Source organism: Mycobacterium sp., assembly GCF_965277065.1.
Lineage (GTDB): Bacteria > Actinomycetota > Actinomycetes > Mycobacteriales > Mycobacteriaceae > Mycobacterium.
Genome location: NZ_CBDIBT010000019.1, coordinates 1,494,262 through 1,514,337, shown reverse-complemented (window position 1 = coordinate 1,514,337; position 20,076 = coordinate 1,494,262). Strand labels below are relative to the sequence as shown.

Annotated in this window: 21 protein-coding genes and 1 pseudogene; 16 read left to right on the top strand and 6 right to left on the bottom strand. The window is 65.3% G+C overall.

Annotation, left to right across the window (positions count from 1 at the left end; genetic code table 11):
- The first annotated feature begins 9 nt into the window (after positions 1-9).
- Positions 10-471, top strand: coding sequence for a PaaI family thioesterase (locus ACQY5A_RS24565; protein WP_428342851.1), 462 nt, complete (start codon positions 10-12; stop codon positions 469-471).
- Between the two features lie 73 nt (positions 472-544).
- Here ACQY5A_RS24565 and msrA read toward each other — a convergent pair whose 3' ends face one another.
- A complete protein-coding gene (gene msrA, locus ACQY5A_RS24560; RefSeq protein WP_428342850.1) occupies positions 545-1,063 on the bottom strand; it encodes a peptide-methionine (S)-S-oxide reductase MsrA in 519 nt (172 codons plus the stop codon).
- A gap of 57 nt (positions 1,064-1,120) precedes the next feature.
- Here msrA and ACQY5A_RS24555 point away from each other — a divergent pair, with 57 nt between their 5' ends.
- The 4 genes and pseudogenes from ACQY5A_RS24555 to ACQY5A_RS24540 all read left to right on the top strand — a co-directional run bounded on the left by ACQY5A_RS24555 (position 1,121) and on the right by ACQY5A_RS24540 (position 3,260).
- Positions 1,121-1,624, top strand: coding sequence for a nuclear transport factor 2 family protein (locus ACQY5A_RS24555; protein WP_428342849.1), 504 nt, complete (start codon positions 1,121-1,123; stop codon positions 1,622-1,624).
- Positions 1,621-2,652: an NAD-dependent epimerase/dehydratase family protein gene (locus ACQY5A_RS24550; RefSeq protein ID WP_428342848.1), complete on the top strand. Its 1,032-nt coding sequence runs from the start codon at positions 1,621-1,623 to the stop codon at positions 2,650-2,652. Before ACQY5A_RS24555 ends, ACQY5A_RS24550 begins: the two co-directional genes overlap by 4 nt.
- A 68-nt stretch (positions 2,653-2,720) precedes the next feature.
- Positions 2,721-2,795, top strand: a pseudogene (locus ACQY5A_RS24545) (hypothetical protein); the annotation flags it as partial.
- Between the two features lie 84 nt (positions 2,796-2,879).
- Positions 2,880-3,260, top strand: a complete 381-nt coding sequence (locus ACQY5A_RS24540) for a DUF427 domain-containing protein (protein ID WP_428342847.1) — start codon at positions 2,880-2,882, stop codon at positions 3,258-3,260.
- Here the strand turns inward: ACQY5A_RS24540 and ACQY5A_RS24535 are convergent.
- A complete protein-coding gene (locus ACQY5A_RS24535; RefSeq protein ID WP_428342846.1) occupies positions 3,257-3,655 on the bottom strand; it encodes a nuclear transport factor 2 family protein in 399 nt (132 codons plus the stop codon). The genes ACQY5A_RS24540 and ACQY5A_RS24535 overlap by 4 nt on opposite strands.
- A gap of 152 nt (positions 3,656-3,807) precedes the next feature.
- On the opposite strand from ACQY5A_RS24535, the gene ACQY5A_RS24530 reads away from it, so the two are divergent.
- The 8 genes from ACQY5A_RS24530 to ACQY5A_RS24495 all read left to right on the top strand — a co-directional run bounded on the left by ACQY5A_RS24530 (position 3,808) and on the right by ACQY5A_RS24495 (position 11,508).
- The gene (locus ACQY5A_RS24530; protein ID WP_428342845.1) at positions 3,808-4,722 is read left to right on the top strand and encodes a DNA-3-methyladenine glycosylase family protein; all 915 of its coding nucleotides are present in this window, start codon (positions 3,808-3,810) and stop codon (positions 4,720-4,722) included.
- A gap of 46 nt (positions 4,723-4,768) precedes the next feature.
- Complete coding sequence (locus tag ACQY5A_RS24525) at positions 4,769-5,317, top strand: Dps family protein (protein WP_428342844.1); 549 nt, start codon at positions 4,769-4,771, stop codon at positions 5,315-5,317.
- Between the two features lie 79 nt (positions 5,318-5,396).
- Positions 5,397-6,368 (top strand): pirin family protein, encoded by a 972-nt coding sequence (locus ACQY5A_RS24520; protein WP_428342843.1) that lies wholly within the window; start codon positions 5,397-5,399, stop codon positions 6,366-6,368.
- 72 nt (positions 6,369-6,440) lie between these two features.
- A complete protein-coding gene (locus ACQY5A_RS24515) occupies positions 6,441-7,076 on the top strand; it encodes a TetR/AcrR family transcriptional regulator (protein WP_428342842.1) in 636 nt (211 codons plus the stop codon).
- Positions 7,077-7,141: 65 nt separating this feature from the next.
- The gene (locus tag ACQY5A_RS24510; RefSeq protein ID WP_428342841.1) at positions 7,142-8,092 is read left to right on the top strand and encodes a class I SAM-dependent methyltransferase; all 951 of its coding nucleotides are present in this window, start codon (positions 7,142-7,144) and stop codon (positions 8,090-8,092) included.
- 29 nt (positions 8,093-8,121) lie between these two features.
- Entirely contained in the window at positions 8,122-9,060 is a 939-nt protein-coding gene (locus ACQY5A_RS24505; RefSeq protein WP_428342840.1) for a class I SAM-dependent methyltransferase, read from the top strand.
- Positions 9,061-9,160: 100 nt separating this feature from the next.
- Positions 9,161-10,588: an aldehyde dehydrogenase family protein gene (locus tag ACQY5A_RS24500; RefSeq protein ID WP_428342839.1), complete on the top strand. Its 1,428-nt coding sequence runs from the start codon at positions 9,161-9,163 to the stop codon at positions 10,586-10,588.
- A gap of 56 nt (positions 10,589-10,644) precedes the next feature.
- Positions 10,645-11,508, top strand: coding sequence for an SDR family oxidoreductase (locus ACQY5A_RS24495; RefSeq protein ID WP_428342838.1), 864 nt, complete (start codon positions 10,645-10,647; stop codon positions 11,506-11,508).
- 14 nt (positions 11,509-11,522) lie between these two features.
- Here the strand turns inward: ACQY5A_RS24495 and ACQY5A_RS24490 are convergent, their stop codons facing one another.
- The 4 genes from ACQY5A_RS24490 to ACQY5A_RS24475 all read right to left on the bottom strand — a co-directional run bounded on the left by ACQY5A_RS24490 (position 11,523) and on the right by ACQY5A_RS24475 (position 16,943).
- Entirely contained in the window at positions 11,523-12,887 is a 1,365-nt protein-coding gene (locus ACQY5A_RS24490; RefSeq protein WP_428342837.1) for a PE-PPE domain-containing protein, read from the bottom strand.
- Positions 12,888-13,017: 130 nt separating this feature from the next.
- Positions 13,018-14,625 (bottom strand): PE-PPE domain-containing protein, encoded by a 1,608-nt coding sequence (locus tag ACQY5A_RS24485; RefSeq protein WP_428342836.1) that lies wholly within the window; start codon positions 14,623-14,625, stop codon positions 13,018-13,020.
- Positions 14,626-14,908: 283 nt separating this feature from the next.
- Positions 14,909-15,730, bottom strand: coding sequence for a tyrosine-protein phosphatase (locus ACQY5A_RS24480; protein WP_428342835.1), 822 nt, complete (start codon positions 15,728-15,730; stop codon positions 14,909-14,911).
- A gap of 1 nt (position 15,731) precedes the next feature.
- Complete coding sequence (locus ACQY5A_RS24475; RefSeq protein ID WP_428343324.1) at positions 15,732-16,943, bottom strand: acyl-CoA dehydrogenase family protein; 1,212 nt, start codon at positions 16,941-16,943, stop codon at positions 15,732-15,734.
- Positions 16,944-17,095: 152 nt separating this feature from the next.
- Between ACQY5A_RS24475 and ACQY5A_RS24470 the strand changes: the two genes are divergently transcribed.
- From ACQY5A_RS24470 to ACQY5A_RS24460, 3 genes are read left to right on the top strand one after another with little or no spacing between them, the layout of a single operon-like run.
- Positions 17,096-18,253 (top strand): Re/Si-specific NAD(P)(+) transhydrogenase subunit alpha, encoded by a 1,158-nt coding sequence (locus ACQY5A_RS24470; RefSeq protein WP_428342834.1) that lies wholly within the window; start codon positions 17,096-17,098, stop codon positions 18,251-18,253.
- Complete coding sequence (locus ACQY5A_RS24465; protein WP_428342833.1) at positions 18,254-18,589, top strand: NAD(P) transhydrogenase subunit alpha; 336 nt, start codon at positions 18,254-18,256, stop codon at positions 18,587-18,589.
- Entirely contained in the window at positions 18,586-20,028 is a 1,443-nt protein-coding gene (locus tag ACQY5A_RS24460; RefSeq protein ID WP_428342832.1) for an NAD(P)(+) transhydrogenase (Re/Si-specific) subunit beta, read from the top strand. The genes ACQY5A_RS24465 and ACQY5A_RS24460 overlap by 4 nt, the downstream gene beginning before the upstream one ends.
- Positions 20,029-20,076 lie beyond the last annotated feature (48 nt).

Sequence of the window (20,076 nt, the reverse complement as noted above, 5' to 3'; positions counted from 1 at the left end):
TCGGCGATCGTGACCACCGATGCCGAACAGCTCGTCGAGACGATGAACGCCGCGTTGGGAGCTACCATCCCGACCGCGCAGAACATGGGCGTGCACGTCGTGGAGGCCCGTCGCGGCTTCGCCGCCGCCACCGTGCCGGTTGAGGGCAACGGCAACCACTTCGGCGTGATTTATGCCGGGGTGCAATTCACGGTGGCCGAAATCCTCGGTGGCATCATCAGTTTGAGCACATTCGACAGCACCAAGTATTTTCCGCTGGTGAAAAACCTCGACATCTCGTTCGTCGGGATGGCCCGGTCGGAGTTACGGGCCGAGGCCGGCCTGGACGACGCCACGATCGCGCGGGTCGAAGCCGAGGCCGCCGAACGCGGCAAGTCCGACTTCCATCTCGAGGCGACGGTGACCGACGCCGACGGCAAGACCGTCGCGACCACCCGCGGGGTGTATCAGCTGCGCACAATCGGCAAGTAGCTCGCCACACGCGAGACAGCGGCGAGGGTCGTGATCGCGCCGAAACCACAGCCCTGGTTTCGGTTTCGCGGAGTCAGCTTTCGACGGATGCCCGTCGCGGCAATTTCCAATCCGGCCGGATGTAGTGGCAGGTGTACCCGTTCGGGTAGTGCTCCAGATAGTCCTGGTGCTCGGGCTCGGCCTGCCAGAAGTCGCCGGCCGGGCTCACCTCGGTCACCACCTTGCCGGGCCACAGACCTGAGGCCTCGACGTCCGCGATGGTGTCCAGCGCAACCCGCTGCTGATCCTCGTCGGTGTAGAAGATCGCCGACCGGTAGCTGGCCCCGATATCGTTGCCCTGCCGGTTCTTGGTACTCGGGTCGTGGATCTGGAAAAAGAATTCGAGCATGCTCCGGAAGTCGGTCTGCGCCGGGTCGTAGGTGATCTCGATGGCTTCGGCGTGGTTGCCGTGATTGCGGTAGGTGGCGTGGGGGACGTGTGGGTCGCCGGTGTAGCCGACCCTGGTCGAGACCACGCCGGGCTGCTTGCGGATCAGGTCCTGCATGCCCCAGAAGCAGCCGCCGGCCAATATTGCCTTCTTGTAGTCCGTCATCTTGTCGATTATCCACTTCCTCGACAAACCGCAGTAGAACGTGTTCTAGTTTCTTGCGTGACGCAGGTATTCAGCCGTGACGAACTCGCTGCCGCGTTCGACACGTTCGAGCAGACCGTGGCGCACGCCGCCGAGACCAAGAACTGGGACGAGTGGGTGCAGCATTACACCCCGGACGTCGACTACATCGAGCACGCAGCCGGCACCATGAAGGGCCGCGACGAAGTGCGTGCCTGGATTCGCAACACCATGTCGACGTTTCCGGGAAGCCACATGACGGCGTTCCCGTCGCTGTGGTCGGTCATCGACGAGGCCACCGGGCGAATCATCTGCGAGCTGGACAACCCGATGCGCGATCCCGGCGACGGCACCATCATCAGCGCGACCAACATCTCGATCGTCACCTACGCCGGCGACGGCCAATGGTCTCGTCAGGAAGACATCTACAACCCGCTGCGGTTCCTGCAGGCCGGAGTCAAGTGGTGCAAGAAGGCGAAAAGCCTTGGCACGCTTGATGATGACGCCGCGAGCTGGCTGAAAACCTACGGCGGCCCGCAGTGATCCAGCCCAAATTGGTTATCGGCGCCAACGGATTTCTGGGTTCGCACGTCACCCGCCAGCTCGTCGCGACCGGCGCCGACGTCCGTGTCATGATCCGCCACGGCGCGAACACCCGCAGCGTCGACGACCTCGACGTCACCCGCTTTCGCGGCGACGTCTTCGACACGGACACCGTGCGCGACGCGATGCAGGGCTGCGACCAGGTGTACTACTGCGTGGTCGACACCCGGGCCTGGCTGCAGGATCCGGCGCCGCTGTTTCACACCAACGTCGAGGGGTTGCGCAACGTCCTCGACGTCGCCGTCGAAGAGTCGATTGCCGCGACACTGCAGCGGTTCGTGTTCACCAGCACCTACGCCACGATGGCCCGACGGCACGGCCACGTGGCGGACGAGACCGAGCAGATCGACCGGCGCAAACTCACTCCGTACGTGCAATCGCGAGTGCAGGCCGAGGATCTGGTGCTGCGGTACGCAGCGGAGAAGGGCCTGCCCGCCGTCGCGATGTGCGTGTCGACGACGTACGGCGACGGCGACTGGGGCCGCACGCCACACGGCGCATTCATCGCGGGCGCGGTGTTCGGGAAGCTGCCGTTCCTGATGAATGGCATCCAGCTGGAGGTCGTCGGTGTCGACGACGCGGCGAAAGCGCTGCTGATCGCCGCCGAGCGAGGCCGCAACGGCGAGCGCTACATCATCTCGGAGCGGATGATGGCGCTCAAAGACGTGGTCGAGATCGCGGCCGATGAAGCCGGTGTGCGGGCGCCGCAGCGGTCCATCTCGGTGCCCGTGCTGTACGGAATGGGCGTGCTGGGCAGTCTTCGCGCTCGGTTGACGGGTAAAGATGCCGAGCTCAGCATGCAGTCGGTGCGGATGATGCGCGCCGAAGCTCCTGTCGACCACAGTAAGGCGACCCGCGAATTGGGTTGGGAGCCAAGACCGGTCGAGAAATCGATTCGAGAGGCCGCCCGATTCTGGGCCAACCTGAAAAACGCCAAGCGCGGCAGTAGAGCGACGCCCGCCGAATAGTGGCCGCGGTGAACTCCGCGTGTCTGATGTAGCCGAAGTGATTTTTGTTACGTAGCACCGCCGGTGACGATCCACTCCAGCGGCCCGGCTCAGGATCTGTGCAGTGCAACGGCCAGCAGCCCAACCCCTGTGTTTACACGCCGGCGGGCTGAATCAAGCGCCGAACTCGGGAATCTTGTGCGCCCGGCGGTGTTGAATGAGCTATTCGCACCTGAGGAGACGTCGCCATGACCAGTCGACCCGTTCTGGAACCGACCGCTGAGCACCCGATCACCATCACCCCGACCGGACAACACGTCGTGGTCCGTGTCAACGGCGACATCGTCGCCGATACCCACCAGGCGTTGCAGCTGCAGGAGTCCACTTACCCTGCGGTGCAATACATTCCGCTAGACGACGTGGTACGCGACGGGCTGACGCGCACCGACACCACTACCTACTGCCCCTTCAAGGGCGAAGCCGCCTACTACAGCGTGACGACCGCCGCCGGTGACACCGTCGATGACGTCATCTGGTTTTACGAGCAGCCCTACCCGGCCGTGGCGGACATCGTCGGCCACGTGGCCTTCTATCCGGAGAAGGCGGAGGTCGTGGTCGGCGACGCCTAAGCGCTCGCCGGGCCGAACACGTGCGCGGCCAACTGGGTGTCGCTGTATTCACGCAGCGAGGCGATCAGGCCGTCGCGGGTTTCGAAGATGAAGACCGCCGGGCTGTTGTAGCGGACGCCATCGACGGTCTCGCCGTCGGTTTCCGCTTCGATCACCACGCTTTCGCCGTCGTTGAAGCACTGGATGAAATCCAGGTTCAACTTGGCCCGCCGTTTGCGGCGCTCGAACTCTTCGCGCAGCGCTTCTTTGTCGACCGAGTCGCGGGTCAGGATGCTCCAGTAGGTGAAGTCCTCGCTCAGTAGCTCGAAGCATTCGTCGACGTCAGCGCCATCGGATAGGCACTGAAGGAACATCCAGGCCAGCTCGGCGGACGGATCGTCGAACGGCGTCGTCATTGGCGCTCTGCATCGTCGGCTGGCGCGGTGGTCACCTCGCCATCCTGACCCGAAGAAAGGTGGCGGTCAATGACGCTGGGGACAGTTACCCCGAACCCGAGCCGGACCTATGATCGTCAGGATCGAGCAGGTGCCGTACCCGGCGGGAGCACATGGTGAGTAGCGCTCGCACGCTGACATTTCCCAGTGCGGTCAGTCCCAGGAGCACCCTCTTCCCGCTCCGCAGGGGTCCCGGTGACCCGTGTTTTCAGGTCGGCGAAGACGGCGTGATCTGGCGAACCAGCTTGTTGGCTAGCGGATCTGTCACTGCGCGGATCAGTCGCGCCGCCGCCGACGCAGTCGACTGCACCGCGTGGGGGAGCGGGGCCGAGGAATTTCTCGACGCGCTTCCGGCGATGCTGGGCGCTTACGACGACCGGTCGGATTTCGCGCCGGCCGACCCGATCGTCGCCGAGGCGTATCGGCGGGTGCCGCACCTGCGGCTGGGGCGCACCGATCGGGTGCTGGAGGCGCTGGTCCCCGCGGTCATCGAGCAGCGTGTACAGGGCAAGGATGCGTTCCGGGCCTGGCGGCTGTTGGTGACCAAGTACGGGACACCGGCACCTGGACCCGCGCCGCAGCGGATGCGGGTGCCGCCGTCGGCCGAGGTGTGGCGGATGATCCCGTCGTGGGAGTTCCACCGCGCCAACGTCGATCCGGGCCGGGCCCGCACCGTGGTCGGCTGCGCGCAGCGGGCCGAGTCGTTGGAGCGGCTCACATCGTGGCCGGCCGCCAAGGCCCGCGAAGCACTGATGTCGCTGCCCGGCGTCGGGATCTGGACCGCGGCCGAGACGGCGCAACGGGCGTTCGGCGATCCCGACGCGCTGTCGGTGGGCGACTATCACATCTGCAAGATGATCGGCTGGACGTTTTTGGGTCATCCGATTGACGACGCCGAGATGGTCGAGTTGCTCGAACCGATGCGCCCACACCGCCATCGGGTAGTCCAGTTGCTCTACGCCAGCGGCCTGGCCTACGAGCCACGTCGTGGGGCTCGGTTGCCGGTGCAAGACATCCGCGCCCTGTGACGGCATGCCGGGATTACTCGCATCGGTCATCGGGTACTCGCCGCCCATGACTCAATTCACCGTTCCCGGCCTGACCGAACAACAGGGGGCCAAAGTAGCTGACCTGCTGCAGAAGCAGCTGAGCACCTATAACGACCTTCATTTGACGCTCAAGCATGTCCACTGGAATGTGGTGGGTCCCAACTTCATTGGGGTGCACGAAATGATCGACCCGCAGGTTGACCTGGTTCGCGGGTACGCCGACGAGGTGGCCGAGCGGATCGCCACGCTGGGCAGATCGCCGCAGGGCACACCGGGCGCCATCCTCAAAGACCGCACCTGGGACGACTATTCGGTGGGCCGCGACACCGTGCAGGCCCACCTGGCGGCGCTCGACCTGGTCTACAACGGCGTCATCGAAGACACCCGCAAGGGCATCGCTGACACCGAGAAACTCGATCCGATCACTCAGGACATCCTGATCGACCACGCCGCCGAGCTGGAGAAGTTCCAGTGGTTCGTCCGTGCACACCTGGAGAACGCCGGTGGAGGGTTGGACCATGCGGGGTCGTCCACCGAAAAGGGCGCGGCGAAGTCCGCCAAGGCCAAGGGCTGAGCCCCGCCGAACAGCTGTGATGGAATAATCGGACCGTAGTCCGGTTATAGCGGGTATCCGAAGTACGAGGAGGCCCGAGATGCCCGCAATCACCGCTGACGCATTGACCTTGCCGCGGGTGTCCGCTGCAGGTCCCATCGATACCGAACGTCCGGTTCGATCTGTCACCACCGGGCCACGCGGCCGTGAGGGAGAAGGATTCCCTGTGGTCCGGGCTTTCGCCGGGGTGAGCAGCGCCGCGCTGGACCCATTCGTCCACATGGATCAAATGGGCGAGGTGGAGTACCAGCCCGGTGAACCGCGGGGAACCGACTGGCACCCGCACCGCGGTTTCGAGACGGTCACCTACATGATCGACGGTCGCTTCGCGCACCAGGACTCGCATGGCGGCGGCGGGCTGATCGCCGACGGTGCGACTCAGTGGATGACCGCGGGGGCGGGCATCCTGCACATCGAAACGCCGCCGGTCGATCTTGTCGAGAGCGGCGGGATCTTTCACGGCGTGCAGCTCTGGGTGAATCTGCCGAAAAAAGACAAATTCACCGCGCCGCGATACCAGGCCATCGAGAGCAACGACGTCGCTCTGCTGTCGTCCGACGATGGCGGCGCGCTGGTCCGCGTGATCGCCGGCGAGCTCGACGGTCACCGCGGGCCGGGCGTGACGCACACGCCAATCACGATGGCGCACACGACTATTCAACCCGGCGCGCGGCTGAACATACCTTGGAACCGCGACTACAACGCGCTGGTCTATGTGCTGGCCGGGCGCGGGTCGGTTGGGCCGATCTCGCACCCGGTCGAGCACGGTCAACTGGCGATGTTGGGTCCGGGCGACCGGATCACCGTAACCGCCGCACAGTCGCATGAGTCACGGGTTCCCGCGCTCGAGGTGCTGATCCTGGGCGGACAGCCGATCCGCGAACCGGTGTTCCACTACGGACCGTTCGTGATGAACACCAAGGCCGAGGTGGTGCAGGCGCTCGAAGACTTCCAGGCCGGCAAATTCGGCACCGTGCCACCCGACGCGTTGATGCCCCATCGGTCGACCTGACCCCGGCCTATCAGCTAACCGGGCGGTCAATCTACTGAAAGCCGTAGGTGTGAGCTATGGCACAATCGAGGGGTGGTTCAGCCAGCCAGCCGGGGGCCGGGTCGCCCCCCAGCAGCAAAAGCAGCTGAGACACGTAAGCGCATTCTGCGTGCCGCGCGCGAGGTGTTCAGCGAACGCGGATACGACGCGGCCACCTTTCAGGCGATTGCGATTCGGGCGGACCTGACCCGGCCTGCGATCAACCATTACTTCGCAAACAAGCGCGTGTTGTATTGGCAGGTGCTCGAAGAGACCAACAGTGCCGTCGTCGCCGCGAGTACTCAGCGGGCGCGGAGTGAAAAGACGCTGACCGCTCGGGTGTCGGCGTTCATCGAGGGCACCATCGCAGCCGAACTCGAAAACCGGGCGGCAGCCGCGTTCCTGATTGCCGCAACATTGGAGTCGCAGCGTAACCCCGAATTGAGCCGACCCGGCACCGATTCGGTCGGCACCACCCGGTCATTCCTGCTGTGGGCGATCAACGACGGCATTCAGAGTGGCGAACTGAACGCGGACACCGACGCGGTGGCGCTGACCGAAATGCTGCTGGCGGTGCTGTTGGGCGTTGGTTTCTATGCGGGCTTCGTGGGCAGTCGCCACGAACTCGATGCCATCACCGATCAGTTGAAATTGTTGCTCACGCGCAGCCTCGCCCGGCCGGTGAATTGACAGCAGTGATGTAGCGCACACAACCATATAGATTATCTAAGTTCTTGGGTAGCATCAGTGCCGCTATGACTGGTGCACACGACGCGACATCCATCCGTTCTGAGGGTGACAGCTGGAATATCACTGAAAGCGTGGGCGCCACCGCCTTGAGCGTTGCTGCGGCCCGCGCCGTTGAGACCGGCTCTGATGACCCGCTGATCCGCGACCAATTCGCCTACCTGCTGGTCTCCACCGCCGGGCAGCCATGGGCACGGCTGGCGACCTCCCTGGAATGGATCGGCGACGACGATCACGGTCGCCGGGCACACCGGCTGGCCGTCGACTACCAGGCGGTGCGCACGCACTACTTCGACTCCTACTTCGCCGGCGCTGTCGCTGCCGGTATCCGGCAGGTGGTCATCCTGGCCGCCGGCCTGGATTCGCGAGCTTTCCGGCTGGAGTGGCCCGCCGGCACCTCGGTCTACGAGATCGACCAGCCGCAGGTTGTTGAGTACAAGACGACCACCCTGGAGTCGGCTGGCGCAGCGCCGACGGCTGAGCGACGGACCGTGCAGGTCGACCTGCGGGACGACTGGGCGGCCGCGCTGACAGCCGCCGGCTTCGAAGCCGGGCAACCGACCGCATGGCTGGCCGAGGGCCTGCTGCCGTATCTGCCCGCCGAAGCCCAGGACCGGCTGTTCGAGATCGTGACCGGGTTGAGCGCGCCGGGCAGTCGGGTTGCCGTCGAAGCGTTCAGCCTCGGTACGGGCGACAACGAAGCGCGTCGCGTCGCGCGGCGGGCGCGTTTCGACCGGATGCGCCAACGCCTCGGCCTGGACATCAACGTCGAAACGCTGACCTACCAGGAGGGCGGCCGGATTGACGCCGAGGATTGGCTGACCGGGCACGGTTGGCAGGTGAGTGGGGTCAGCAACACCGACGAGATGGCGCGGCTGGGCCGGGCGATTCCCGCCGATCTGGCCGACGAGGCCCTCACCACCACGTTACTGAGCGCCGAACTCAGCGAAACTGATTGACCACCAACCACTTTCGAAGGTAGGACCCGATGAGCAGCTTGCGTAGCCATGACGACACCTGGGACATCGCCACCAGTGTGGGCAGCACCGCGGTGATGGTGGCCGCAGCCCGCGCCGCCGAGACCGACCGGCCCGACCCGCTGATCCGCGATCCGTACGCGAGAATTTTGGTCACCGAGGCCGGCACCGGGGTGTGGGAAAAGATGCTCGACAGCTCGCTGCTGGACCAGGTGGCGGAGATCGACGCGGAGGCCGCGGCGATCTTCGAGCACATGCGCGGCTACCAGGCGGTGCGCACCCACTTCTTCGACGCCCACTTCGCCGAGGCGGTCTCCGCCGGAATCCGCCAGGTGGTGATTTTGGCTTCCGGCCTGGATTCGCGGGCCTACCGGCTGGACTGGCCGGCTGGTACCGCGGTGTACGAGATCGACCAGCCCAAGGTGCTCGAGTACAAGTCGGCGACGCTGCGAGCGCACGGCGCGACGCCGTCGGCCGACCGCCACGAGGTCGCGATCGATCTGCGGCAGGACTGGCCGGCGGCGCTGGTCGCGGAGGGCTTCGACCCGAAGGCGCCAACCGCTTGGCTGGCGGAGGGGCTGCTGATGTACCTGCCGGCCGAGGCCCAGGACCGGTTGTTCACACAGATCAGCGAGTTGAGTGCGCCGGGCAGCCGGATCGCCGCAGAGACCGCGGCCAGCCACGCCGACGACCGTCGGCAGGAGATGCGGGAGCGCCTCGACCGGGTCGCCGCCAAGCTCGGTATCGAGCGCAACGTCGACATCCAGGACCTGATGTACCGCGACGACCATCGCGCCGACGTCGCGACGTGGCTCGACGACCATGGCTGGCGGGCCACCGCGCAGAACTCCGACGACGAGATGCGCCGGCTGGACCGCTGGGTCGAGGGTGTGCCTTCCGGTGACGATAGGGATGCTTTCTCGCAGTTCGTGACCGCCGAACGCATCTGAGCGGTCACGCGCGCGCAAAGCGGCAATAGCCGAGGGGACCTGTTGCCCAACCGGGTGGTTGATTAGGATTGGGATTTCGCCGGTCGAGGAAGGGATCCCCATGACGACCGAAATCACTGCTCCCGCCGCATCCGCCGCTCCCACAACTCCCGCTGCCGGGTCTGACGTCGCGAAGACCGTTGCGCGGCTGCGTCAGACATTTGCCACCGGCCGCACCCGCAGTCTGGAGTGGCGCAAGGAGCAGTTGCGCGCGCTCAACCGGCTGATGGTCGAGAACGAGACCAAGATCGCCGACGCGCTGGAAAAGGACCTCGGGCGGTCACCGTTCGAGGCCTGGCTCGCCGACGTCGCCAGCACCAGCGGTGAAGCCGCGTATGCGGCGAAGAGCGTGGGCAAGTGGGCCAAGCGTCGCCACCATCGGTTGGAGATGTCGCAGTTGCCCGGCCGGGGCTGGGTCGAGTACGAGCCGTACGGCACCGTGCTGATCATCGGCGCGTGGAACTTCCCGTTCGCGCTGACGCTGGGTCCCGCCGTCGGCGCGATTGCGGCGGGTAACACCGTGCTGCTCAAGCCGTCTGAGGTGGCGCCCGCGTCGTCGGCGCTGATGGCCGAGTTGGTCCCGCGCTACCTGGACAACGACGCGATCGCCGTGATCGAAGGCGACGGCGACGTCAGCCAGGAGCTCATCGCGCAGGGCTTCGACCATCTGCTGTTCACCGGCGGGACCGAGATCGGCCGCAAGGTCTACGAAGGCGCGGCGTCGCACCTGACCCCGGTGACCCTTGAACTCGGCGGCAAGAGCCCGGTCATCGTGTCGAAAGACGCGGATATCAAGGTCGCCGCGAAGCGCATCGCGTGGACCAAGCTGATCAACTCCGGCCAGATCTGCATCGCGCCCGACTATGTCCTGGCCGAGGCGCCGATCCGCGATCAGCTGGTCGAGGAGATCCAGAAGGCGGTCACCGGGTTCGAGGCGGAGAACACCACCGGCGGCAAGCGGATCGTCAACGAGCGGCATTTCAACCGGCTCACGACGGCGCTCGACGCCACACAGGGGACCGTCGCCATCGGCGGTGGCTCGGATGCGTCGAAGCTGAACATTCAGCCGACCGTGGTGGTGGACCCCGCGGCCGACGAGCCGTTGATGACCGATGAGATCTTCGGCCCGATCCTTCCGGTGGTAACCGTTCAAAATCTGGACGAGGCAATCGCATTCGTCAACGCCCGGCCCAAGCCGCTGGCCGCGTACCTGTTCACCAAGGCCAAAGCCGTGCGGGAACGGGTCATCAAGGAAGTGCCGGCCGGCGGCATGGTGATCAACCACCTGGTGTTCCACTTCGCCACCCACAAGCTGCCGTTCGGCGGCGTCGGCCCGTCGGGCATGGGCGCCTACCACGGCAAGTTCGGCTTCGAGGAGTTCAGCCACCGCAAGTCGGTGCTGACCAAGCCGACCCGACCCGACATCGCCTCCTTCATCTACCCGCCGTATACAGACAAGGCGTGGAAGTTGGCGCGTCGGCTGTTCTGACTTGGCCGGCTCGTTTTCACACTGTTGGTCATTGACGATCGAGAGATAGGAAGTTCATGCCCGGAGTGCAGGATCGCGTTGTCGTCGTCACCGGAGCCGGTGGTGGTCTGGGTCGCGAGTACGCGCTGACTCTCGCCAAAGAAGGCGCCAGCGTCGTCGTCAACGACCTCGGTGGTTCGCGTGACGGCACAGGTGCCGGACACAACATGGCCGACGATGTCGTCAAGGAGATCAAAGACGCCGGCGGACGCGCGGTTGCCAACTACGACAGCGTGGCCGAGTCCGAGGGCGCCGAGAACATCATTAAGACTGCGATCGACGAGTTCGGCAAGGTCGACGGCGTGGTGAGCAACGCGGGCATCCTGCGCGACGGCACGTTCCACAAGATGTCGTTCGAGAACTGGGATTCCGTGCTCAAGGTGCACCTCTACGGCGGCTACAACGTCATCCGCGCCGCGTGGCCACATTTCCGCGAGCAGAGCTACGGCCGCGTGCTGGTCGCCACGTCCACCAGCGGACTGTTCGGCAACTTCGGCCAAGCCAACTACGGCGCGGCCAAGCTGGGCCTGGTCGGCCTGATCAACACGCTGGCCCAGGAAGGCGCCAAGTACAACATCAAGGCCAACGCGCTGGCGCCGATCGCGGCCACCCGGATGACCGAAGACATCCTGCCGCCCGAGGTGCTGAAAAACCTGACACCGGAATTCGTCGCACCGGTGGTGGCCTACCTGGTTACCGAGGAAGTGCCCGACACCGGCTCCGTCTTCATCGTCGGCGGCGGCAAGGTGCAGCGCGCCGCGCTGTTCCAGAACGAGGGCGTCACATTCAAGACCCCGCCGTCGGTCGACGACATCGCCTCCCACTGGGGCCAGATCGACGACCTGTCCGCGGCTGAGGCGGCCAACTTCTCGATCCGGTAACCAACGCTGGGCCCTCAGAACAGGCTGGCGAACTCGCTGTAGTTGATGGCGGCCGCTTCCACCACGGGCAGGACTCCGAAGCCGAGTGCGAACGGCACGAGCGCAATATCTGCGGCGATCGGGTTGCCGATGGCTTCGACCAGATTTCCGGCTTCCAGGCCGTCGATGAACAGGGTGGCGTCGTATGCGGGCAGCGTGCCGATCAGGGCAAGTCCCGCGTCGGCCAGTGGCTGCAACACTCCCGCATCGGTCGACGCCGAACCGAGCAGGGCGTCGATGAAGTTATCCGCCTGGATGGGAATGTCGCCGTGGGCGAAGGTGCTGATCGCGTTGATCAACTCCGTCAGATTCGACAGCGGATTCAACGGATCGGCGATCTCGGTCGGAGTCAGCCCGAAGGTGTAGGCGGCGTCCAGCAGCGGCTGAATCGAGGTGAAGTCGAAGTTAAACGACAGGTGCTGCAGGTCGTTGACGAAGTCGGTGAATCCCTGCTGTGCCCCGTTGTACAGCGCGGTCAATAATTGGGTCGGGTCGATGTTGGTCGGGAACAAGTCGAACGGGGTGGGCACGTTCGGGGCGTTCTGGGTGTCCCAGCCGTCGTAGATGCTGCCGTACCCCAGGTTCACCAGAATGCGTATGTCCGGTTCGAGTAGGTCGTAGATGGGCTTGCCGATGACCGGGATCAGCTGCAGCGGATCCAGCAGCGGCAGGGTCGGGTCAGTATTGATGAAGTAAGTGGTGTCGCCGAAGGTGCCCAGGTCGATCTGCTGGGAACCTGCCAGCGGGTCCAGGTAGGTGGCGTGGTCGTAGGCGATGCCGAGAAACGCGTTGAGGTCGGACAGCAGATTTATCGGGTAGCGGGGAAAGTCGGCGAAGCCGTCGTATTCGTTCGTGTAGATGTCGGTGGGGTAGAGATCGCTCGGAGTCGCTCCGTTGAACGTGGCGCCGAAGCTGGGAATGGACAGTCCGACGAACCGTTCGAGCAGCCCGCCGTCGGGGTTATTGGGATCGCCGACCAGGATGAAGTTGACCTTCGACGGATCGACTCCCTCGCCCGTGAGTCGGGACAGCTCCTCAGTGGCGATGACCGTGCTCTGCGAATAGCCGAACACCTCGACACGGTCGCCGGCCGGCGCGTTCGAGATCTCGCGGTCCAAGGTGGTGACACCCTGCGCGACCGAGGAATCGATCGGCAGTGTGTTGACGCCAGTCACCGGATAGAGGCCCTCGGGCGTAGTCAGGGCGTCGAGGGACCCGGAGGGCAGATCGTGCAGGTACTCCTGATTGACGGCGTCGACATAGGTGTCCGGCGGTGCTGGAAAACCGCTGGGCCCCATGATGATCGCCTCGTTGTCGCCAAATGCGAACGCCGCGTGCATGATTGACGTCGCTGAAAGAGCCGCGACAACAGCGGATGTCGGCAGACCAAAATTCAGCCAACGCAACGGCACGGCGCCTTTCCGTCGGGAACGCGCCGCGGCCAGCAAGCCGGCAGCGGCGCGTTCGCTGTTAGAACCCGATAGCCGTGAAGTCGGCGGCTATCTGGGAGGCTGCAGTCGAGATGACCTCGTAGGAGAAGCCGGCGGCCAGCGTCTCCAGCGCGGTGTTCGCCGCGATCGGCAGCCCAAAGGCGTCCGCGAGGTCGCCCGTGGCCAGGTTGTCGGTGAACAGCGAGAGGTCGTACGCCGGAAGGCTGGTGCTCAGGGCATTCGATATGTCTGTCAGCGGCAGGAAAACCGAGTACGCCGTCGAAAGTGCACTCGAGAAGGCGTTGGCGAGCTCGGTAAGGGTAGTGCTTGCGGCCTCTGGAGAGCTGAAGTCGGTTGCCAAGGTGGCGAAGATGTCCGACAGTGACGGGCCTGATGTCGTCGACGGCTCCGTCAGCGACGAGAACAACGCAGCCGGATCGGACAGGTCCTTCTCGAAAGCGGCAAATCCAGTTTGGGCCCCGGCGGTCAACTCGGTCATGAGCGTCGTCGAGTTGACGTCGGGCGCCAGCCCGAAGGGGGTCGGGATATTCGCCGGTGCGTCCGAGTAGCCGAGGTTGTCGCTGCCGTAGCCCAGGTTGATCAGCACCGTGAGGTCAGGCCCGAGCAGGTCCGCCAGCGGCTTACCGATCACCGGAATGTCGCCCAGCGTCGACACTAGCGGCGGAGTCACGGGACCGTCCACCCCGTTGACGGTGTCCGAGGTGATCATGTAGTAGTTGGTGAGGCCCCCGGTCGTCGTGAGGTGAACCGCGTTGGCGATGTCGTCAGGCGATGGACCGGACAGGTCCATGCTGGGAGGAGCTGCACCGTTCAGGTAGGTGCCGTGCAGGTCGGCGATCCCCAAAAACGCGTTCAGGTCGGCCAGGAAGTTCAGCGGGTAGCGCGGGAAGTCGGCGAAGCCGTCGTACTCGAGCGAATAAATGGTTGTGGTGTAGTCGTCGGCCGGAGTAGCGCCGTCGAACGAAAGACCCAGGCTCGGCAGGCTCAGCGGGTCGACGGTACCCGCTTGAGGACCTCCCATGGTTTCGAAACCGTTGAAGCGCTCCAGCAACCCGCCGTTGGGATTGCTGGGGTCAGCGATCAGCAGGAATTTGGGGTCCAAGGCGCCGGTTTTCTCGGTGCCTAGCGGGTCGAGCAATTTCATGGCGATGCCGTTCAGCGTGGAACCCTGCGAATAGCCGAACACCGTCGAGGCCTCATTCGCTGCCTGCTCGGTGAGGACCGTGCTCTGCACGTTGAAGGCGCCCTGCCCCACTGAGCTGGTGAGGGACGGCAGACCGTCGACTTGCGGGTAGTTCAGATACAGCTGGTGGACGCCGGCGGCTTCCAGCGGATAGAGGCCTTCGGGGGTAAACACACCGTTGCCGAAGGGGGGATTCGCCGCCCCCTGGAAGAAGCTGGTGATGCCGGGAAAGTTGTGGTTGACGTAGAGCTCGTAAGCGGCTCCCACATAGTCGGGCCCGGGAATGGGGGTGCCGCTGGCGCCGACGAACAAGCCGATATCGCCGGCCGGCGGGATGACCGGGGCGACGAGGTCCGGCGTGTCGCCGAGGGCGACCGCGGAGTTCATCATTGCGCCCAGGCTCAAAAAACCGGCACCTGCCGTCGCGACCATTCCCAGAGCCATGAGACGAGCTTTGCGACCAGACATTCTGCGACCTTTCGGGGGGCTGTGGGCTCGTGGTCGCCAGGGCAGGAAGCGGCTCCAGCGGCGCGGGTATTACGCATATGTCTACGCCTATAAGACCCAAATGTCTGAGAAATACACAGGTTTTCGTTGGCGAAAATTAAGTTTCACGTCTGGAATGTTGGACGCGAATCACGGGCCTCAGAGGCCCCAGCGTTCACTGGCTGGGGCCGATGCTGTTTTTTCAAAAAGCGCACGGGGCGGTATCACCGTGGCGGTGTGCTCAGCCCAGCAGGGCGTCGCGCAGGCGGGCCACGTCATCTTCGGTGACGCCCGCGCTGCGGAAGTAGCCCTCGAGGGACCCGAAGTTGTCGTCGATGGTCCGCCGCGCGGCGTCGAGGTACTCCGCGCGCACGCCGAGCACCTCTTCAGAGAGCCGCGCCTCGCTGGTCGCGATCAGCTCCGGTGTCGCTTCGACATCAGCCCTCTGCCGGATCGTGTCGAGGATGCGCCGACGCAAAAGTGGCACGGCCTGGTTGCTGGTCAGGAAGTCCGCCGCGATCGCGTCGCGGTCGACACCGGCGGCCTCCAGCGCCAGAGCCACGGTGAACCCGGTGCGGTCCTTGCCGGCGAAGCAGTGGGCCAGCACAGTGCGCCCGTCGGCCAGCAGCGTCACGAGGCGGTGCACCGCCTCGCGGGCGCCGGGGTAGGTCGGAAACCTGCTGTACTCGTCGACCATGTAGCGACTGGCGGCGTCGCTGGCCGATTCGCCGTCCGGCTTTTCTTCGAACAGCCGCCTGAACGCGTGCTCGTGCGGGGCCTCGCCGTCCGGGTTGCCCTCTTCGGATGGGAGATCCGGGATGGGTAGCAGATGGATGTCGACGCCGTCGGGCACCAGACCGGGACCGTGGCGCAAGACCTCACTGCGGGAACGCAAGTCGGCGACATCGGTGATGCCCAAGCGGCGCAACTCGTCTCGGCCCTCGTCGGCCAGCTCGCTCAGCTCACCGGAACGGAACAGCCGACCGGGTCTCAGCACGCCGGTGGTGTCGGCGACGTCGCGAAAGTTCCAGGCTCCCTGCAGATCTCGTAAGCCGGTGGTCACTTTAGGTGACCGCCGCGGCGAAAGCGGTCTTCTCTCGGCCGATTTCGGAGCGCGCGATGGTCCGCATGTGCACCTCGTCGGGCCCGTCGAAGATCCGCATCGCGCGCTGCCACGAGTACATCCGGGCCAGCACGGTGTCCTCGCTGACGCCGGCCGCGCCGTGCACCTGGATGGCGCGGTCGACGACATTGCAGGCCATTTGCGGTGCGACCGCCTTGATCTGGGAGACCAGCAGATGGGCGGCCCGGTTGCCGTGCTTGTCGATCGTCCAGGCTGCTTTTTCGCACAGCATCCTGGCCTGGTCGATCTCGTTGCGGGACTGGGCGATTGCCTGTTGCACCAGGCCCTGGTCGGCCAGCGGCCGGCCGAATGCGATACGGGTGTTCGCCCGGTGCACCATCAAGGCCAGCGCCCGCTCGGCCCCGCCGAGTGCGCGCATGCAGTGGTGGATGCGGCCCGGGCCGAGGCGCGCCTGGGCGATCGCGAAGCCGCCGCCTTCTTCGCCGAGCAGGTTCGTCACCGGCACCCGGACGTTGTCGTAGATGATCTCGCAGTGCCCGGGCTGGTCCTGGTAACCGAAGACCGATGTCGAGCGGACCACGGTGACGCCAGGTGTGTCGATCGGGACCAGCACCATCGACTGCTGCTGGTGGCTGGCCGCCTCAGGGTTGGTGCGCCCCATCACGATCAGGATCCGGCAGCGCGGATCCGCCGCCCCCGACGTCCACCACTTCCGGCCGTTGATCACGTAGTCGCCGCCGTCGCGCACGATCGACGTCTCGATGTTGCGGGCGTCGCTGCTGGCGACGGCGGGCTCGGTCATCGAGAAGCCGCTGCGGATCTCGCCTTTCAGCAACGGCTCTAGCCACCGCTTGCCCTGCTCCTCGGTGGCGAACAGGTGCAGGGTCTCCATGTTGCCGGTGTCCGGCGCCGCACAGTTGATCGCCTCAGGCGCGATCTCCAGGCTCCACCCGGTCAGCTCGGCCAGCGGCGCGTATTCCAGGTTGGTCAGACCGGACTCCGACGGCAGGAACAGGTTCCACAGTCCGGCGGCCTTGGCCTTGATCTTCAGGTCCTCGATCACCGGCGGAACGGTGTGGTCGTGCGGGCCGACTTCCTCGCGGTACTTGTCGTACTCGGCTTCGGCGGGAAACACGTAATCGGTGATGAACTCGCTCAGTCGCTTGTGGTAGTCGCTGGCTTTGGCTGACATCGCGAAGTCCATTACGTCACGATAAGCCACCCGCTTCGAGGCCACACCGGGGGCAGCAGGAACGTCATGACTGATGCCCGCCCAGGGCCTCAGGTTAGGGTTGGTGCCGATCTACCGGCGAGTAGGGAGTACAGGAAGTAGATGCGGACGCCATGACAGAAACGCAGACGACAGTTGGCGTGGTCGCCGAGTCGGGAGCCGACGAGCGGCGGGTCGCGCTGGTGCCGAAGGTAATCGCGCCCTTGGTCAAAAGCGGGATCGCGGTCGTTGTCGAGTCGGGCGCCGGCGAGCGGGCGCTCCTGCCCGACGCGCTGTACACCGAGGCCGGCGCCACCATCGGCGACGCCTGGGCCGCCGACGTTGTGATCAAGGTTGCGCCGCCAACCGCGGACGAGGTGGCGAAACTGCACAGCGGGCAAACCCTGATCGGCTTTCTCGCCCCCCGTAACGCCGACAACGCGATCGGCGCGCTCGAGGAGGCCGGGGTGCAGGCCTTCGCGCTCGAGGCAGTCCCGCGCATCTCCCGGGCGCAGGCGATGGACGCGTTGTCGTCGCAGGGCAACGTCGCCGGGTACAAGGCCGTGGTGCTCGCCGCGTCGGAGTCGACCCGGTTCTTCCCGATGCTGACCACCGCCGCAGGCACTGTGAAGCCGGCGACCGTGCTGGTGCTCGGCGTCGGTGTGGCCGGCCTGCAGGCGCTCGCGACGGCCAAGCGCCTCGGCGGGAAAACCACCGGCTACGACGTTCGCCCCGAGGTGGCCGACCAGGTGCGCTCGGTGGGTGCGCAATGGTTGTCACTGGGTGACAACGAGGTGGCTGCCGCCGGTGAGGGCGGGTATGCCCGCGAGCTCACCGACGAAGAGCGCGCGCAGCAGCAGAAGGCGCTCGAAGACGCGATCGCCGGATTCGACGTCGTCATCACCACCGCGCTGGTTCCCGGCCGTCCCGCGCCCAAGCTGGTGACCGCCGCCGCCGTCGAGGCGATGAAGCCTGGCAGTGTCGTCGTCGACCTGGCCGGTGAGACCGGCGGCAACTGCGAGCTCACCGAACCGGGTCAGACCGTCGTCAAGCACGACGTGACGATCGCCTCGCCGCTGAACCTGCCGGCCACGATGCCGGAGCACGCCAGCGAGCTCTACAGCAAAAACATCGTCGCGCTGCTCGACCTGTTGATCACCGACGGCAAACTGGCGCCGGATTTCGGAGACGAGGTCGTTGCCGGTGCGTGTGTTACCCGTTCTGCCACCGGCGACGATGCAGTGGGCAGCGACGCTGATAAACCGGGTAATGAGACGGAAGAGGACTCCTAGATGTACGACCACCTGCTGGCCAATCTGGCAATCCTGGTGCTTGCCGGGTTCGTGGGCTTCGCGGTCATTTCCAAGGTGCCCAACACCTTGCACACCCCGTTGATGTCGGGCACCAACGCCATTCACGGCATCGTGGTCCTCGGTGCGCTGCTGGTGCTGGGCGAGCTGCCCGCCGACGCCAGCTGGGGCGTGCGGGCTATCGCGTTCGTTGCCCTGATCTTCGGCACGCTGAACGTCATCGGTGGCTTCCTGGTGACGGACCGGATGCTGGGCATGTTCAAGTCGCGCAAGACTGCCGACGACAAGGCAGTCGGCGCGAAGGAGGCCTCGAAGTGAGCACCGAGACCGTCAACTACGGGGTGAACGTCCTCTACATCCTGGCGTTCGGGCTGTTCATCCTCGGCCTGTCCGGCCTGACCGGCCCGAAGACCGCGGTGCGCGGCAACTGGATCGCTGCGGTCGGCATGGGCGTCGCGGTGGTCGCGACGCTGATCAAGGTGCGCGACACCGCGTCGATCAACTGGATCATGATCGCTGCGGGCCTGGTGATCGGCGTGACGCTGGGCGTGCCACCCGCCAAGAAGACCAAGATGACGGCGATGCCGCAGCTGGTGGCGCTGTTCAACGGCGTCGGCGGCGGTACGGTCGCACTGATTGCGTGGTCGGAATTCATTGGGACCAAGGGTTTTTCAGTCTTCAGGCCCGACCAGGCGCCCACTGTCGCACTGGTCGTCGGGTCGCTGTTTGCGGCCGTCATCGGCTCGGTGTCCTTCTGGGGTTCGCTGGTGGCGTTCCTGAAGCTGCAGGAGTCGATTCCCAAAAATGTGGAAAAGCGGCTGGTCGCATCGGCCAAGCTGTTCCAGGTTTCCAACTTCCTGCTGCTATTCGGTGCGATCGGTGTCGCGGTCTATCTGGGGTTGAACCCGGGGATGCCGGTCGGGTGGATCGTGCTGGTGTTGGTCTTCGCGGGCGTGATGGGCCTGTTCGTCGTGTTCCCGATCGGCGGCGCCGACATGCCGGTGGTGATCTCGCTGCTGAACGCGATGACCGGACTGTCCGCAGCCGCAGCGGGTTTGGCGCTGAACAACACGGCGATGATCGTCGCCGGCATGATTGTCGGCGCTTCGGGTTCGATCCTGACCAACCTGATGGCGGTCGCGATGAACAGGTCGATTCCCGCGATTGTCTTCGGCTCGTTCGGCGGCGACGCCGCCGCGGGCGGTGCCGTGGGCGGAGACCAGGGCACCGTCAGGGCAACCTCGGCCGCCGACGTGGCGATTCAGATGGCCTACGCCAACCAGGTGATCGTGGTGCCCGGCTACGGGCTGGCGGTCGCGCAGGCGCAGCACGCGGTCAAGGAGATGGCCAGCCTGCTGGAGGAGAAGGGCGTGGAGGTCAAGTACGCCATCCACCCGGTGGCCGGCCGAATGCCCGGTCACATGAACGTGCTGCTGGCCGAGGCCGACGTCGATTACGACGCCATGAAAGAGATGGACGACGTCAACGGTGAGTTCGGCCGCACCGACGTCACTGTCGTGATCGGCGCCAACGACGTCACGAACCCAGCTGCCCGCAACGATTCCGGCTCTCCGATCTACGGCATGCCGATCCTCAACGTCGACGAGTCGCGGTCGGTGATCGTGCTCAAACGTTCTATGTCATCGGGATACGCCGGCATCGAGAACCCGCTGTTCTTCCTGCCCCAGACGTCGATGTTGTTCGGCGACGCGAAGAAGTCGGTGTCCGAAGTGGCCGAGGAGCTCAAGGCGCTCTAAGCGCGGTAAACGCACATCAAACCGACGCTGGCGATGCGCTCACTCGCA